Origin of the sequence: Marinobacterium profundum (assembly GCF_001528745.1) — a bacterium.
Classification (GTDB): domain Bacteria; phylum Pseudomonadota; class Gammaproteobacteria; order Pseudomonadales; family Balneatricaceae; genus Marinobacterium_A; species Marinobacterium_A profundum.
On the sequence record NZ_BCNS01000104.1, the window covers coordinates 26,210 to 42,862 of the forward strand.

Annotated in this window: 14 protein-coding genes; 5 read left to right on the forward strand and 9 right to left on the reverse strand. The window is 57.1% G+C overall.

Annotated features, from left to right (window positions below):
* Positions 1-171 precede the first annotated feature (171 nt).
* Positions 172-1,314: a hypothetical protein gene (locus MPRO_RS10295; protein ID WP_067291444.1), complete on the forward strand. Its 1,143-nt coding sequence runs from the start codon at positions 172-174 to the stop codon at positions 1,312-1,314.
* Positions 1,315-1,477: 163 nt separating this feature from the next.
* Here MPRO_RS10295 and MPRO_RS26500 read toward each other — a convergent pair whose 3' ends face one another.
* The 6 genes from MPRO_RS26500 to MPRO_RS10315 form a co-directional block, all read right to left on the reverse strand.
* Positions 1,478-1,612: a hypothetical protein gene (locus MPRO_RS26500; RefSeq protein ID WP_281177166.1), complete on the reverse strand. Its 135-nt coding sequence runs from the start codon at positions 1,610-1,612 to the stop codon at positions 1,478-1,480.
* 18 nt (positions 1,613-1,630) lie between these two features.
* A complete protein-coding gene (locus MPRO_RS25765) occupies positions 1,631-1,789 on the reverse strand; it encodes a hypothetical protein (protein ID WP_158651786.1) in 159 nt (52 codons plus the stop codon).
* A gap of 62 nt (positions 1,790-1,851) precedes the next feature.
* The gene (locus MPRO_RS10300) at positions 1,852-2,901 is read right to left on the reverse strand and encodes a tartrate dehydrogenase (protein ID WP_067291447.1); all 1,050 of its coding nucleotides are present in this window, start codon (positions 2,899-2,901) and stop codon (positions 1,852-1,854) included.
* A 446-nt stretch (positions 2,902-3,347) separates the two neighbouring features.
* On the reverse strand, positions 3,348-5,132 hold the full coding sequence (locus MPRO_RS10305; protein WP_067291450.1) for an alpha-keto acid decarboxylase family protein: 1,785 nt from the start codon (positions 5,130-5,132) through the stop codon (positions 3,348-3,350).
* A 9-nt stretch (positions 5,133-5,141) separates the two neighbouring features.
* Complete coding sequence (locus MPRO_RS10310; protein WP_067291452.1) at positions 5,142-6,113, reverse strand: heme-binding protein; 972 nt, start codon at positions 6,111-6,113, stop codon at positions 5,142-5,144.
* A gap of 11 nt (positions 6,114-6,124) precedes the next feature.
* A complete protein-coding gene (locus MPRO_RS10315; RefSeq protein ID WP_067291455.1) occupies positions 6,125-8,089 on the reverse strand; it encodes an FAD-dependent oxidoreductase in 1,965 nt (654 codons plus the stop codon).
* A gap of 460 nt (positions 8,090-8,549) precedes the next feature.
* On the opposite strand from MPRO_RS10315, the gene MPRO_RS10320 reads away from it, so the two are divergent.
* The 4 genes from MPRO_RS10320 to MPRO_RS10335 all read left to right on the forward strand — a co-directional run bounded on the left by MPRO_RS10320 (position 8,550) and on the right by MPRO_RS10335 (position 13,055).
* Entirely contained in the window at positions 8,550-8,930 is a 381-nt protein-coding gene (locus MPRO_RS10320; protein WP_067291458.1) for a winged helix DNA-binding protein, read from the forward strand.
* Positions 8,931-9,024: 94 nt separating this feature from the next.
* Entirely contained in the window at positions 9,025-9,933 is a 909-nt protein-coding gene (locus MPRO_RS10325) for a LysR family transcriptional regulator (protein WP_067291462.1), read from the forward strand.
* Positions 9,934-10,280: 347 nt separating this feature from the next.
* Positions 10,281-11,270 carry a zinc-dependent alcohol dehydrogenase family protein gene (locus MPRO_RS10330; RefSeq protein WP_067291466.1) on the forward strand — a complete coding sequence of 330 codons (990 nt, stop codon included), beginning with the start codon at positions 10,281-10,283 and terminating at the stop codon, positions 11,268-11,270.
* 450 nt (positions 11,271-11,720) lie between these two features.
* On the forward strand, positions 11,721-13,055 hold the full coding sequence (locus MPRO_RS10335; protein ID WP_216821285.1) for an MATE family efflux transporter: 1,335 nt from the start codon (positions 11,721-11,723) through the stop codon (positions 13,053-13,055).
* A 239-nt stretch (positions 13,056-13,294) separates the two neighbouring features.
* Here the strand turns inward: MPRO_RS10335 and codB are convergent, their stop codons facing one another.
* The 3 genes from codB to MPRO_RS10350 form a co-directional block, all read right to left on the reverse strand.
* Positions 13,295-14,599, reverse strand: a complete 1,305-nt coding sequence (gene codB / locus MPRO_RS10340; RefSeq protein WP_067291470.1) for a cytosine permease — start codon at positions 14,597-14,599, stop codon at positions 13,295-13,297.
* A 135-nt stretch (positions 14,600-14,734) separates the two neighbouring features.
* Positions 14,735-16,015 (reverse strand): amidohydrolase family protein, encoded by a 1,281-nt coding sequence (locus MPRO_RS10345; protein WP_067291473.1) that lies wholly within the window; start codon positions 16,013-16,015, stop codon positions 14,735-14,737.
* A 206-nt stretch (positions 16,016-16,221) separates the two neighbouring features.
* The gene (locus MPRO_RS10350; protein WP_067291476.1) at positions 16,222-16,488 is read right to left on the reverse strand and encodes a hypothetical protein; all 267 of its coding nucleotides are present in this window, start codon (positions 16,486-16,488) and stop codon (positions 16,222-16,224) included.
* Positions 16,489-16,653 lie beyond the last annotated feature (165 nt).

Here is a 16,653-nt window from a genome sequence, read left to right on the forward strand (position 1 = left end):
AAATCAGTGTCCGGATTCATTGCGCACTACATGCTAAGCCCCGCTGACTCAAGAAACATACTTTTGCTTACTGACTACGCCACCTTGAAAGTTACTGGATGGCATTCAACAGGGTAAAGTTGTAACTTCGATATCAGAGCGTAAATGGATGTGGGAACGGAGGGATCTGAAATGCGTTTTTACTCGAACAAAAAGGTGCTTATAGAAACCAATAAAGGCACTAACCATGTCGGCAATAGCTGGAGTGATCGGGCGTTCTATTATTCCGTGGATGACCTCCCAGGTGCTCACAGTCCCGCTACACGGTTAGCCACAATCCTTGAGCGACTGCAACAAGGCCTGCCCCTCACCCCCATGGCTTTAACCTATCTTGAGCGGCAAGGCTTGTTGGCTATGCATCGCCATGCTACCGGCGGCTCAACTTCTGATGAATTTCATAAAGATGCCAACGCTGAGCAGATCCAGCGCAAGCAAGAAGCAGAGGCATTAAGGATCGTAAAAGAGGCTGAACAGAAAAAGCAAGAGATCGCTCGGCAAGCCCAAATAAAGCTAGCGCAAGGTAGAGCAAAAGCTGCACGCCAAGCGCTTGAGCAAGACCCGAAATACATCGCAAAGATGAGGAATAAAAAACTTCGCGCGAGTTACGGCCTTGATTTCTTTATTGAACAACACTGTTTCGCCACCCTTATGGATATTCTTCGGCAGGTCGATACAGGAAAGCGTTTAACTGAGAAAGATATAGTTTGGCTGTCAACAGATGGCGAAGAGTACTATAGCGATGCATTGAGGTCAGCCTATCATCAAATTGAAGCTGAGTTCTATGATAACCAATTCAAAAAGAGCCAAGACCTGTGGATGGCGATTAATGCCAGTAGTCATTACAGAAAGTGCGACAAAGCAAGGGTTGCTGACATATTACTCAGTGATATTGCTATCGAAAAAAATAAATATCCCAAGCTTAAATCCGCCCTTTTCACGACTCACGGTGGTGTGAAACGAGACCTGAAGCAGAAGGATGAAGCTATCAAACTTGGTGAAAAAGCCCACCTGCTGATGAATAACGATTTCCGCCCCTGCACCCTTATCGGAGCCGTTTATATGGAGACGGGTTGTTACAGTCTGGGACAGGAATGGTACGATAAAGCCGTTGCACGCGGCGCAAGTGAACGAACTATTGATAGCGACCTACGCAGCATCTTTATGCGTGCCGATAAAGCTCTTCAATATGAGATGCGTGCTCACCTACTTAAAGTAGATCCTGATCGTTACCACTGGGTTAAAAACTCAAACCCCAGACGTTATGCTAAATCCTGACATCAGGCGGCTGCTAGCGATATCTATTACGAAATTCAGGCCTCGGGTGAAAATGCGGGACTTCTTCGAGGGGAAGCGAGGGCGTTCGCATTGGGCCCTTCGTTGCAACGAAAGGCCCAATGCTGAAGCATCCTGCTTTCTGGTTTAATCGGCCGAATTAATATCAGCCGTAAAACAGCACATTCAGACCATAGCCTCCCACCATCAACACAATAAAGAGTACCAGCGACAGTGCCAACGGCTTGATACCCGCCTGGCGGATGGTGGCCCAGCGTGTTTTGATCCCCAGCGCCGCCATGGCGATAGCCAGGCTCAGCTAAGACGCCAGCTGCAAGCCTTCCAGCACAATAGTTGGCAAGGCCAGCACGCTGTTCAGTGCTGCCGTGGCAATAAACCCGAAGACGAACCAGGGAATGGGCACCGGCCGGCGCTCACTGCTGCCGGCGGCGCGCTGGAAATAGAGGCTGCCCAGCACACAAGGCGTCGCCGGAAGGTTGAATACTCCGCCTCCACCAGCATGCGGTGATATCACCGGAATCAGAGTGCGTTCTGCACCGCCTGGGCGAGCTCCGCTGTGCTGAGACTTCCCCCCATGTCCGGGGTCCCGGCACCGGCGCCGGTCACCGTCTCGATGGCGGTCATCAACGCCGCGGCACCGGCGGTTTCACCCATATGCTGCAGCATCAGGGCACCGGCCCAGAGTGTCGCCAGCGGGTTGGCCAGCCCCTTACCCATGATATCGGGCGCCGAGCCATGCACCGGTTCGAACATGCCAGGACCGCCACTGACCGGATTGATATTGGCCGAGGCGGCAAAGCCGAGCCCACCCTGGATTGCGGCACCTATGTCGCTGAGGATGTCACCAAACAGGTTGGAGGCAACCACCACATCCAGCGTCTCTGGATGAGTGATCATGCGCGCCGCTATGGCATCGACATGGTAACGGGTCACCTCTACGTCCGGGTAATCGGCGGCAACGCGGTCGGTCATTTCGTCCCAGAACACCATGCTGTGACGCTGGGCGTTGGACTTGGTGACCGAGGCCAGCTTGCCGCTGCGAAGGCGGGCCTGTTCGAAGCCGTAGCGCAGTACACGCTCGACACCAGCGCGGGTAAAGATGGAGGTTTCCACCGCCACTTCCAGGTCACCACCGCGATGCACTCGGCCCCCGGCGCCACTGTACTCGCCTTCGGTGTTTTCGCGGATGCACAGGATATCGAAGGTCTTTTCCGTGCGCAGTGGCCCCGTGACGCCCGCCAGCAATCGATGCGGACGTTCGTTGACCGACAGATCCAGCCCCTGACGGATCGCCAGCAGCAGTTCGCGCAGAGAAATATGATCCGGCACGGTCGCAGGCAACCCCACGGCGCCCAGGTAGATGGCATCAAAAGCCCGCAACTGTTCAACGCCGTCGGCTGGCATCATCACACCCTGTTCCAGGTAATAATCGCAGGACCAGGGTAGCCAGTCACCCGCAAGGCCAAAGCCCTGTTTGTCGGCGACAGCCTGCAGTACGGGCCAGGCAGCTTGCAACACTTCGGTGCCGATGCCATCACCTGGCAGCAGCGCAACGCGGTAGTTTTTCATGAATATTCCAAAGTAATTTTTAAAGATGATAGTTAGCTTACGCGGGCCTTTTGAATAAGGTAACTCAACAAAAATTATCAGGTGGATAACGATCTTTTATGCAGCACTGCCCGTCAGAGCCGCCCGACCGGCTCCAATCAATACGCATTTGTAATATTTGCGTAATGCCTGTTTGACGAAAGAACATAAGATAGCGGGCAACTGCGCGAGGAGTGCTGGATGCTGACTAAGGTTGCGTCTCTTTTTTCATTCTGATGGCTGCGCTTAGTACCCCCAGCTCCGTATTCCTGCCACATTCCTGCCAAAAGCAATAAGGCACAAAAAAGCCCGAGCACCATACAAGGAAAGGAGCCCGGGCAAAGCTGGAATAACTCTGTAAAACAGCCCTATGGCCGCATCAATACGCCAGACCCTGAATGACGAGCGTCAGGCGCCTGCCCTGAACATCAGAAAATTCCTCCGGGCGGCCAGTTTGGGTTTTCGATCTCGTCCTCCCCGACTTCGGTGTTGATATGGGCCGCAATCGACGCTGGTACGTCGGTCTTGTCGAGCACCACCTCGACCACATAGTTCTGCGTCGGGTTGTCGCGGATGTCTGCCATTGCCGAGGCCAGGTCGTCCAGGTTCGCGACCTTGTGGCCCTTGCCGCCGAACACTTCCGGCAGCTTGCTGAAGTTCCAGGCGGGCAGCTCGTTGTAGGCGTAGACCTTGTTCTGCAGCGGATCCGGATAGTCCCGTTTGCCGCTGCCGGTGCGAAACGGATTCGGGTTCACCAGTTTCTGCTCGATGCCATAGATGCCGTTGGCGAGAACGAAGACGACGGTGTTCTGGCCATAGGCGTGGTGATCCGACACCGCCTGGCAAGTTTCGTGAAAGGCCCCATCGCCCACCACCACCACGGCGCGTTTGTCCGGGCGGGCGCATTTCACCCCGGTGGCGGCGGCAACCGAGTAACCGATGGACAGCCAGGCCGCCTGGGCGATAAAGCCACTCTGGGCGGCTATCGGTACGCTTTGGGCACCGATCAGCGGGAAACCTGCATCAACCACCAGCACATCCTCTGCGGTCAGCCAGCTCCCCAGACGCTCGAAGAAGCTGTCGTAGCCCAGCTTCGCCGGGCGGGCCATCAGGTTCATGGGCATAAGCTGACTCAGGCGCAGACCCCTGAGGTGGCCGCTGGCTTGGTGCTGTTCCAGCGCCTGAATCAGCCGGTCTATATAGGCGCCCAGCTCCACCCCTGGGTAGAAACTGGCCCCGGCGAACAGGCTGTCCTGGCAGGCCAGCAGGGTTCGGTCGCCGCGAATGTTCTGGCTGCCGGTATCCTTGCCTATGGTGTTGGCGCCTATGCCTAACAGCACGCCGTCCGGGCCTATCAGGCTGTCGATCTCCTGAGTTGTCAGGGTATAGCAGCCCTCGAAATAGGGATGCTGCTCCGACAGCACTGATTTGCTCCAGGCGCTGGTAACAAAATGAATAGGCTGATCATGCTTGGCCAGGGTGCGATTTAGCACCTCCATCAGCCGGACGAAGTTGTCCTGCAAGCCATAGCGCTGCAGCTCGATGCCTGCCCAGACGATGGCCTTTTTGGCGTTGATCAGACTGTTCAAGGTAGTTTGAACGGCGGCCTCGACCTCGGAGACCGTCACTATGTCGCCACGGCCGGATTCGAGGCAGCCGACAGGTGCGCGGCAAGACGCGCGCCAGACATCCTCGCACACCTCCAGATAGCCCGGCCTGTGCGCCGTCAGCATGGCTGTCAGCACAGAATCGATCTGATAGCAGGCCTGGCGGGCATTGGTGATCCGCTCCGCCGCCACTGTAATCGGGCGGAACATGTTGATGTCGACAAACTCGTAGCCCGTGGTGTGGGAATAGAGCAGCCCGGTGTTCTTCTCGATGCTGTTTTCCTTGTTAGTCGGCGCACCATTGATCAGCAGCACCGGCACCTGTTCGACGTAGGAGCCGGCAATGCAGTTGAGCATGCTGAAAGCGCCAACGCTGTAGGTCACGTAGGCAGCGGCAAAGCCCGTCAGCCGACCATAGGCGTCGGCGGCGTAGCCTGCGCATAACTCGCTGGCATTGCCCGAAATGCGCAGTGGCGAATTGTCGTCAGCCAGAATGGTGTCGAGCAGCGGCGCTGTGTAGTTGCCCGCGACCCCGAACAGCTGGCGCAGACCCAGCTGTTCCAGCCTGAGCTTGAGATACTGGGCGACCGTAATGTCCTGTTCCATCCCTGGCTCCTATTGTTTGACCATGGTGTTGATCGTGATGTGGGGCCAGGTGATCAATTCCTTCGGATCGGTTTGGCCAAACTTGAGATGAAACACCAGGTCGATAATCTGGGTGTACTGCAGTTGATCAAACTCCTGCCCAGTCTTGGTGTTGCGCACTTTTTCGAGCCAGAACACCGCCTGCATTCGGGTGGCGTTGGCATGGTGGACGATAAAGGGGATATTGCTGATCCCGCCCGAATGGCTTGAATCCAGCACCAGGGTCTTGGTTTCCAGAATCTCAAAGCCCTCGGCGGCCTGTGTTTCCAGATCCTGACGCAGGGTCGCGTTCGGATTGCCGACATTGATGTCCTTGTTCGGTAGCAGATAAGGATCGGTATAGCCCAGAGGGGCACCCTGGCCGATATCCGGCGGCAGGCTGGAGATATCCGGAATATTCGGCGCCCCCTGCTCAACGAAGGGCGGCTTGCTGAGCAGCATGATGGAGTCCCCGTGAGGAATGGTGCCACTGCGCGCCACGTTGAAACCGGGGGGCGGCTGCATCTGGTTGTTGTTGTCGACGATCGCGGACAGGTTCATAAACATGCCGTTCTCAACGTGAAGGGCTTCCGCCGTGTCCTTGTTGAACACCCGCTGCTGGTACTCCAGCGCCGCAACGAACTGGTCGACGCTACCGCCCCGGTTGCGCGCCGGTGCCCCCGCATCGCGCACATCCAGGGTTTCGGCATAGGGGATGACCAGCAGCTTGAAATCCCCCTGGCTCTGGGGCGTCGAGCCTCTGGACGGCAGCGCTATGATGTTCCAGCCCTTGTTGCCGAACCAGTTTCCTTGCAGATCGTTGAAAAACTGCGTTGTGAGCTGGGACGGCGTCAGGCTCACCGTTGCAGTGCTCTCCAGCAGTTCCTGACCCGGATCCTGGCTCAGGCGCCTGCTTGAGGCACCACCCAGGCGCTGAAATGCATTGGTATCAAAGCTTTTCATGACCGCTCTCCCTATTCCTGATCGAAGTAGCTGAGATTGACACTGCCCACCAGGCAATCGGTAGCGGGCATGGCGCAACAGGACTCAGAGGCCAGCGAGGTGCCGGGGTCAAAGCCTGGGTCTATGTACTTCCTGATCTGGACTAGCGCCCGTTTTTGGTAGGCTGCCTTGATGGCGCTGGACGGCGATTGGCCACTTTGTTGTTCGAACACCTGGCTGATGGGTGCCAGGTCGAAGGCCTTTTCCAGCACCAGGTTGGCCGAGCGCAGCGCGCCCTCCACCCAGCCCTGGTAGTCGGAAAAGGCTTCACCGCAGGTGAAGATGTTGTCTATGGGTTCACAGAGGAATTCGATAACCTCCCGGTCGTCGGCCCCCACAGCCCACTGATGGACACCAAAGCCAAACTGCTGGCTCGCGTTCACGTTAAAGCGGGTACTGCCGCTCCAGACCCGGGCACTGGTCAGGATAGGTGTCGGCACATAGTGGGTATTAAAGAGCTCGCGGAAGAAATGCGTAGCCCGCTCCACCACGCACTGGGATGCGGCATACAGAGTTTGCGGCTCGCACTGCGTAAAGTCCCGTTGCAGCGGCGAGTCGAAGAGTGCGCCATTGTTTTGCAGCGTGCGCCAGTAGTTGATATTGAGGTAGTCACAGTAGATGGTCAGGGCCGCAGGCTTCTGATAGCGGGACTGGTTAATCTGATCGAGCTCCTTGGCGATCTCCGGCGACGGCTCCTTGCCCTGGCGCTTCAGCCAATCGCTGTACTCCAGCGCCGCGAAACTGGGCTGGTCGATGGCATAGAAGGGATACACCGAACCCAGCGGCGAGTCGGAAAAACTGGGGCCAAATGCAACTTCGGGCTGGCCGCTCAGTTTATTGCCCCACCAGGCCTTGTCGTAATAGAGGTTGATCTTGAGCAGTGGCTGGTTACTGGCGGTCTGCAGGCTGTCCCAGAGTTTCTCCGACTGCTGCGGCGGCAGTGTGTTGAGTACATTGGAACTCACAAAGAGTTTTTCCAAAGCCAGGCGCGGCATCCCCAGTACAACCCTGTTAGCCGTCAACTCGCCGTAGTGGATCTGGTTGTGTTCATCGATAGTCTGATATTTCAGCTGGTAGCCCTGCCCCGATTCCGCCTTGCCGATGCTCAACAGCTGGGTTTTGAGGTAAATGCGCTCCTTGCCAATGCGCTCCACCAGAGCATTGGGCAGGGTGCTGAAGCCATTCTCCAGAGTGCGAAACTGCGGATCTGCCGGAAACTCTTCCAGCAGCTGGTAGGCAACGCCGGCGTTCATATCTGACAGGAAGGTGCCGTTGAAACCGGCTGCCCGATACAGCATGGTGATGCACTCATTGGAGTAGCCCATATCGCTGAACAGGTTCCACAGCGTCCAGTCTTTCATCTTGATGCCGTTCCACTGGCAGTCGAGGCGAAACTGCTGCCAGAACTCCGGTCCCCGCTGTTCGGGCCTTGCGCTGAAGTTCGGGTTGGCTTCCAGGATGCGGTTGAATACGGTGTTGATAATCGCACTCGGGCTCATGCCCTGCTCGGCTGGCTCAAGGTTGTAAAGCTGCGACCAGATTGCGAAATCATCTTGCGCAGCTATGGCGTTATTGAAGCTGTGGCCACGGAACAGCAGACGGTTATTGCCGCCGCTGTTCATCGGGAAGGGCACTATCTGATCCTCGATGTTCAGCAGCATGAACAGGCTCATCAGATTGTCCATGTCATCGAAGGTGAAGCGCATTCCGCCCTCTTCTTCCTTCACCTCGGCATCCCCGATCTTCACAACATCGGAATCGAGCCGGCCACCAGTGCGATTGGACTTGTCGATGATAAACACGTCGGCGTTGGGGTCGTTCTCGAGCATGCGCCAGGTGGTGTAAAGACCGGCCATGCCGGCCCCCACCACCAGCGTATCGGTATGGGTGGGCATGGGATTGCGGTGTAGCAGGTCGTGCAGGGTCAAATGGGCCATGGGTCAACTCCTTGTTATTTTCGATGGCTTGGCAATCAAGACAGTGCGCTATGCGCGACCGAGTTAGGTCCGGCCAGTTCCTTGCCGGGGAAAACCAAAAACGCAGCCTGGATGCCGGGACTGAACGGGAGGGAGTATCAACGTTTTCCAAAACGAAAAAGCGGGCTATCCCCGCTCCTGTAAAAAGTGGATGCGGGGATCCCCATCCGATTGCCCTAGATAGATATAGGCAGGCAATGCCATAAATTCAAACAAACGTTTATATTAAAGTGCCATATACAGCGGGAAGCCCGCTAACTGTGTCCATGATCCGCAGGCCCACAAATTAATTACGCTGTTGTGCTATGCAGCCTGAATCAACGGGCTGCCCTGATAGCCTGATTAAGCTTATAAAAGCAGAGACTTCCTCCTGTAGATAAACGCTAATACACAGAAATATAAAGAGATTATCCTCAATGCCATGGGTGATCATGGCGTCTTTCACCACACCTTTTATCTGCTGGCAGCTCTGACTCAGGGGCACCGCATCTTTGCGGTAGATCAGTTTGTAAAACAGCACATAGGCGAGCATGGCCGTGAGAATCGCATTCAGCGGGGCTATGCTGAAAATGCCGTCCGCTGGCGAGACCAGGGCCTGATAGAGCTGATCACCTCCCCCACGGACGGACGGGTAACCCTGGCATCAATGACCCCGCAGGGGCGCGAGCGCCCCGAGCTTGTGCGCGAATCGGTGAGCGGAATATTCAAGCGCTGCTTCCAGGCGCTGACCGCCGCCCAGATCAAGCGGCTCAACGGCCTGCTGCAGCAACTGCACGGCAACATGCTGACCCTGCGGGACTGACGTCGCCCCCAGTCCTCATTGCCCTGTTTTTCTTGCATAACCCAAAAAGAAGAAGGGAAAATGGCGGTACTTTTCTTCTTTTGGATATAGTTGCATGGACATTGAAGGCATACGGCTCTTTGTACTGGCCGCAGATATGCTCAATATCAGTGCTGCGGGGCGTCGCCTCGGGCTGGCACCGGCTGTCGCCAGCGCACGGTTGTCAAAGCTGGAGACCCAGGTCGGAGCCGACCTGCTGCACCGCTCCACCCGCAAGGTATCCCTGTCCATGGAGGGCGCTGAATTCCTGCCCTTTGCCCGGGAAATTCTGGCGCAGGAAAGCGCAGCACGGGCGGCCCTCGGGCATGGCAGAGCCGACATTACGGGTACCCTGCGCTTTGCGGCATCCAGCACCTTTGCACAGCTGTTCATCGCCCCCATTCTGCCGGAGTTTCTCGAACGTCACCCTGGCATAAACCTGGAGCTGAAACTGTCCGATACCCAGACGAACCTGATTGAAGGCGGATTCGATCTGACTCTGCGCAACTACGCCATTGAGGACAGTGGCCTCAGAGCCAGAAAACTGGCCGACGACAAACGCATTCTTTGCGCCTCTCCAGCATACCTGGCACGCCATGGCATACCCCGAACGCCGGATGACCTGGCTGACCATCAGATGCTGGTATTCAGGGAGGGAGCTGCGAAAAAACTCTCGCACCTGGAGGGCGGGCCCGCGGGCACCTTCCCGCCCACGGGTGCCAAAAGCCGCGTCAGTTGCGATGACGGCACCAGCATGAGGATTGCGACCCAGGCGGGCGTTGGCATTTCCATGAATGCCTACTGGAGCGTCTATAAGGAAATAGGGGACGGGTCTCTTGTACGGGTACTGCCTGACTACGAAATCGAGGACCAGTCTGCAATCTGGCTCGTCTACCCGAAATCAAACGTGCTGACGGCCAAAGTCCGGGTCTTTATCGACTTTCTGATAGAAAAAATTGGAGACTCACCTGCCTGGGAGAAATAGCGCCAGGGAGCTGGATCTGCGGCCAAGCCCGGCATTGCGGGCACGGGCACAGCCTGTCCGCGGCAAGAAAGGGCAACACGAACGCCAGCCCTTTCTTGCCACGCCACTGATCACCTCGTCACACCAAGCCATTCCGAGCCTGCCTTTCGCCACCTAAAAGCACTGCCCTACTGCCTCCGGCCCCCAGAGCACAAAGCGCCCCATCAGGACCTTTTGCGGCCCAGGGTTACCTGGTCGCACAACATTATATAGAAAAACAGAAAACTGATTCGTAATACGTGGCGTTTATATCCTCCCGGAACTCTATATATTTGAAGGCACACCAACCCCACATCCGGAGAGTCCCGATGAAAGCCATGATCCTGAACGAGTACGGCGACAATGCCGAATTTACGTTAACCGAACTGGCCCAGCCCGCAGTCAAGGCTGGCCACGTCGTCGTGCGCGTTGCGGCCACCAGTGTGAATACGATCGACACCATGATTCGCCAGCTGGGTCAGGAAAACCTGCCGCTATCACCGAACCTTCCGGCGGTGCTGGGCATGGACTTTGCCGGTACCGTTGAGACGGTCGGCGAAGGCGTTACCCAGTTCGCACCGGGTGATGAAGTCTATGGTTGCGCCGGAGGCCTGGCCGACCTGCAGGGTACACTGGCCCAGTACATGCTGGCCGATGCCAAGCTGATTGCCCACAAGCCCAAAAGCCTGTCGATGCGCGAAGCGGCCGCGCTGCCGATGGTAGGCATCACAGCCTATGAAGGCTTGCAGCGCGTAAATGTCCAGGCCGGCCAAAACGTTCTGGTGCACGGCGGTACCGGCGGCGTCGGCCATGTCGCCGTGCAGCTGGCCCGGCATTTTGGCGCCAGCGTCTATGCCACAGGTACCGGCGACCAGCAGATAAGTATCATCGAACAGTACGGCGCCACCGCCATCGATTACCGCAAAGCGACTGTCGCCGATTATGTCGCCCAGTACACCAACGGCGCCGGTTTCGAGGTCATTTTTGATTCGGTTGGCGGCCCCAACCTGACCAATTCATTCGAAGCGGCGGCATTGAATGGCAACATCACCACGACCCTGGCCATGACTGAGCTGGATCTGACGCCGGCGCACTTGAAAGGCCTGTCACTGCACATCATCTTCATGCTGATCCCCATGCTGCACAATCACAAGCGTGAAGCGCACGGCGCCATCCTGGCGAAGCTGAGCGAGATTGTGGATGCAGGAGGCCTGAAACCCCTGCTGGATGACAAGCGCTTTGGCCTTACGGAAGTTGGCGATGCCTATGCGCGCCTTGGCAGCGGACAAGCCATTGGCAAGGTGGTGGTCGAAATTTAATCGGCCTGCGGACACCGAACAGAAATCCACAGAAACAGGGACGCCGGTCATTGCGGCGCCCCTGCTCGTGATCAACCAGCACTGAACGGTGCTCTAGCAACCTGTCGGACTTGGCCGATCGTAGCGAGGGAAAGGCCGTTTAGAGGCAGTTTTTGAGCTCTTTTGAGGCAATCAATCGGCAGGATAGCCGATTTACACAGTGTAAGCTGCCCACCGGGCAAGCTACAGGGATGTAGCTTGTGAATAGTGGTTCTATTAAAAAGCACGAAAATGACCCCTCTTTGTTAAAGAGAGGGGCTTTTCCGCAGTAGATCAGTGGTAAGTCCGACAGGCTGCTAGGTTTCTCTCCTGCCCTTCGCGTCCGCCTGCACAACAGCCCTGCCGGCCAATCGAAACTCAAGGTGAAACATGACGCTATCTTCGGCTTCACTCGGCAGGCAACTCTGTCGCATGACCTGGCCAATGTTGATAGGGCTGCTCTCTATTCTGAGTTGCCAGTTGGTAGACAGTGCCTTCATCGGCCAGCTGGGTGTAAAGCCCCTGGCAGCGGTCAGCTTTTCCATCCCCGTTTACCAGCTGGTAATCGGTTTCCAGGTTGGGCTGGGGATTGCCACTACTGCGATTATCTCGACCGAAAACGGCGCCCGAAATAACCGCTACGCCCGGGAGTTTGGCGTACTGGTGATCGGAACCGGTTTGGTCCTGGTGGCCATTATCGGCGTTCTGCTGTGGTGTTTTCAGGAAACCCTGGTGGCACTACTGGGAGCCACTCCGGAGATCTATCCGCTGATTCGCGCCTACTGGTTCCCCTGGCTCATCAGCTGCTGGCTGGGGGCCATGCTGCACATCGGATACAGCCTGTTCCGTGCCCACGGGGAAACCTATGCACCGGGAATGGTGATGGTGCTAACCAGCATCATCAACGTCGCTCTTGATCCGCTGTTCATCTTCACCTTCCAGTGGGGCCTGGCTGGCGCGGCCTGGGCAACCTCTGCTGCCTTTGCCGCCGGAAACGCCATTCTGTTTTACCGGCTATGGAGAAAACGCCTGGTCCGCTGGCCCGCAGTACCGGCGCAGCAGATCGCCCGACTGAAACGCCTGTTGAACTTTATGGCACCGGTCACCCTGAGCCAATTCATTCCGCCGCTGGCGGCGATGCTGGCAACAGCGGTAGTTGCCAGTCATGGCGACACTGCCATTGCCGCCTGGGGACTGGGCGTCCGGCTTGAGTTTTTCTCCCTGATCATCGTGCTGGCGCTAACGATGGCGATGCCGCCCATCATTGGCAGCCTGCGCGGCAGTGGCGATCTGGACCACATCCTGAAGCTGGTCAGCATGGCGGTCAGGATTGTCCTCCTGTGGCAACTGGCGGTTGCCGCACTGCTGTTCGCAGGGGCAGACGCGCTGGCCGGCCTGCTGACGCGCGACCGGCATACGGCAGCCATTTTGAGCGAGTTTCTCTGGCTGGTGCCGATGAGTTTCGGTGCGCTTGGGACCTGCATGATCGTGGTGTCAGTCTGCAGCGCCGTGGGTGCGCCCAGGCTGGCCCTGGCGGTTTCCGCTTTGCGACTGTTCGGCTGCTACCTGCCGCTGCTGTGGATAGGCTCCGAGCTGGCCGGCCTGACAGGACTTTTTGCAGGTGTGCTCGCCGGCAACCTGCTCGCCGGCGCGATGAGCTGGAGTCTTTATGGAAAATTACGCACAAGCCTGGAGTCCCAGCATTCCCGCGCCCTGCATGGCAAATGCCGGAAGCAGGCCTTGTTAAAACTAGCCCCGCAATACTGAACGGCCAGCTGAAAGCACACGGGATTCAAACACGCAAAAGCGCCCCCGGTGCGCGGAATCTCAGCCGGTTGCCCGGGATAAACCCAGGCAGGCAATGCACCAGGCTCGTCATGCTACAGTGCCAGGGCAGCCCTGGCACAGCTCACGAACGCAGAAAGCTCCTTTTTAGAAAACGCCAATACGCTTAACTCTCAATCCTCCCCTACACCCTGGGTGAGCATGGTGCTTTCAGGCGCCCTTTATCGACTGGCCGCCTGGCTCAGGGCCACCCCATCTTTGCGATAGATCAGTTTGTAAAACAGCACATAAGCGAGCATGGCGGTAATAATCGCATTCAGCGGGGCTATGCTGAAGATACCGTCCGCTGGCGAGATCACAGACACACAGATGGCCGTGGCCCAGGCGGCCATCGCGGCCCAGTTGATATGCTTGAAGGCGTGTTTTGCCGGGTCCGGGTACCGGGTTTTGCAGCGCAGGTAGAAGTCGCTAATGATGATGCCGCCAATCGGTGGCAGAGACACACTCAGGAACACCAGCCAGCTGACGAAATTGTTGTACAGGAAATCCGCCAGAATGGTGCCCACGGCGCCGCCCGCCAGCACCAGATGCACCCGTTTCAGGCCGGTGATATTGGTCAGCCCCAGACCTGCGGCGTAAAGCGCGTTGTCATTGGTGGTCCAGATATTCAGCACCAGCAATGCGATGCCGGCGCCCAGCAGGCCCTGCTGTGCCAGCACTTCGGCGATATCGGACATGCCCGTAGCTGTTGCTCCCACGGCGCCAAAGATAAACATCAGGCTGTTACCGAAGGTGAAGCCGATAATGGTCGCGATCACGCCGACGCGCCGCGTTCTGGCATAGCGCACAAAATCCGGCGTCAGGGTTGCGCCACTGATAAAGGACCCGACTGCCAGCGCAATACCCACCGCCATGCTCATGTTCTCCACCGGATTCAGGTTCATCAGCGTATCGAGCCCCCCTTCAGTATCGGAAATCGCCGTGGCAACGGAGGTAAAGCCGAGAATCAGGATGGCGGGCACAGCAATGGCGCTAAGCCATTCGATCGCCTTGAACCCCACCACAACGGTGTAGGTCATCACTATGCCGCCGCCCAGGATCAGTGGCAGGTTGGGAATATCCATAAACTTGTTGATGGGATAGGCGAACATCGCTACACCCACGCCAAACCAGCCGATCTGGGTAATCGCCAGCATCATTGATGGCAGCTTGGAGCCGAAAGTGCCAAAGGCGTACCTGGAAAGAATATGGGTGGAGAGATTGGTTTTCGCCGCCGCATATCCCAGCAGCGCGCCATAGCCCCCCAGTATCAGATTGCCGGCCAGGATGACGATAATCAGATCCGGCCAGAGTTTAAAACCCTGCCCCAGGGTTCCGCCGGTCCACATGCTGGCGGCGAAAAAGGTAAAGCCCAGCATCACCGCCGACATGGACAGCAAGCCGCGACGTGCGTTTTCGGGGACCGGGGTTAATGCATAGTCATCATGTTCAGCAGCATAGTTTTTATTTTCTTGCTGTTCAGACATTGGAATGTCTCCTGTTGGGATAATGGGCGCCATCGGTTAGTACCGACGGCGCCTCGGGTGTGATAATTACTCGTCTTTAAATAGAGTTCGCTGATAGATACGGTTAATCATTCGATAAACGCAGAGAGCCGGCGGCTAAAACAAGCCTCTAGAAAAACTGACGTCAGCCGGCCCCTCATTCAGTACCACCTGGGTGCGGGTCGGCGGCGTTTTAGCAATCACTTCGCCACCACGGATCACAAACAGCCGCGCGGGCCTCAGCTGCAGCGCCTCGACCACACTGCTGGCCTGCAGAATCACCATATCAGCGGGCTTGCCCACCTCCAGGCCGTAATCATCCAGCCCCAGCACCTGGGCGCCGTTTGTGGTCACGGCCCCATAGGCCTGCTGCATCTGTTTTAGCCCCGTCATCTGAGCCACGTGAGCGCCCATATGGGCCACATCCAGCATGTCGTGGGTGCCGTAGCTGTACCAGGGATCCATCACGCAATCGTGGCCGAAGGCGACGTTAATCCCCGCCGCCAGCATTTCCGGCACTCGGGTCATGCCACGGCGTTTGGGGTAAGTGTCGTGACGCCCTTGCAGGGTGATATTGATCAGCGGGTTGGCAACCGCGTGCACACCGGCTTCGCGTATCAGCGGCAACAGCTTGCTGACGTAGTAGTTATCCATGGAGTGCATCGAGGTTAGATGGGAGCCACAGACCCGCCCGTTCAGCCCCAGGCGCTGCGTTTCTGCAGCCAACACTTCTATGTGTCGCGACAGCGGATCGTCCGATTCATCGCAATGCATATCGACCCGCAACCCGCGGCGTTCGGCGATCTCGCACAGCGCCCGGATGGAGGCGGAGCCGTCTGCCATGGTGCGCTCAAAATGGGGAATGCCGCCCACCACATCGACGCCTTTGTCCAGCGCCCGCAGCAGGTTTTCATGGGAGCGCGGGTAACGGTAGTAACCATCCTGGGGGAAAGCCACCAGCTGCAGGTCTATGTAGGGTTTCATCTGCTGGCGCACTTCCAGCAGGGCCTCCACCGCCAGCAGGCGGTCGTCACAGATATCCACATGGCTGCGAATGGCCAGAGTGCCGCGGGCGATGGACCAGCGGCACATCTCCAGCGCCCGCGCCTTGACGGCCTCCACGGTGAGATCCGGCTTGAGTTCGCCCCAGATGGCGATACCCTCAAGCAGGGTGCCGCTGGTGTTCAGCCGCGGCTGACCCAGGCTCAGGGCTGAATCCATATGAAAGTGGCTGTCTACAAAGGGCGGCGATGCCAGCTGACCCTGGCCATCAATCTCGATGCTGGCCGACGCCTGGATGCCAGACGCCATGTCGACAATACGCTTGTCCTTGATGGCAATATCAATGCCCTTGCTACCATCGGGCAAGTTCACATTACGCACGAGCATATCCAGCATGCTTGAATCCTCAGACTAAAATGAGCTTCGTTTAAATACGCGACCACAAACAGCCTTGAATATAAGGTCTGCCGACTGCCGCATTCAAACAATAAGATGGAGTCCGCCACTGTTGATGCATCGCCGGATAAAGCCCAGGCAATATAAAATCAATGCAAAAAAGCGCAAAGGCAGACGAATAAGCAGGTGAAGGTGTGAGCGGAAAATCAGGCGTTAACGAGGGTAAACAGCTTGGTTTGCTTCTGGTTGAACAGATAGATGGACAGCAAGGAGGGGGGAATAACGTGAAAATGTCGGCCGCGGGCTGCGCCGATGAAAGACAGGCTTTGCGTCATCAGGGCGTATAACAAGGTTATCAAGGCGAAGGGCTGCGTAAGCAGGGTCACTAAATGACAAGTGCCCGCAAGCAGTACCTGCAACCTCTGGAATGAATGACGGCAGGAGGCATGATATTGCATCAGAATGCTCACCATGATCAGAACCTTTTATTATTGTATGCAGGCTGTGAGACCAGAAACATAGCAGCATTTTTACCAGATGGTCAACCGCTATTGTCTCTGATCTGCCTCCGCCTTGCGTGAGCCGATATGACATCTGGCTGTCACGAATCTGTACCGGGCGCTGCCCAAGCGGCGCCC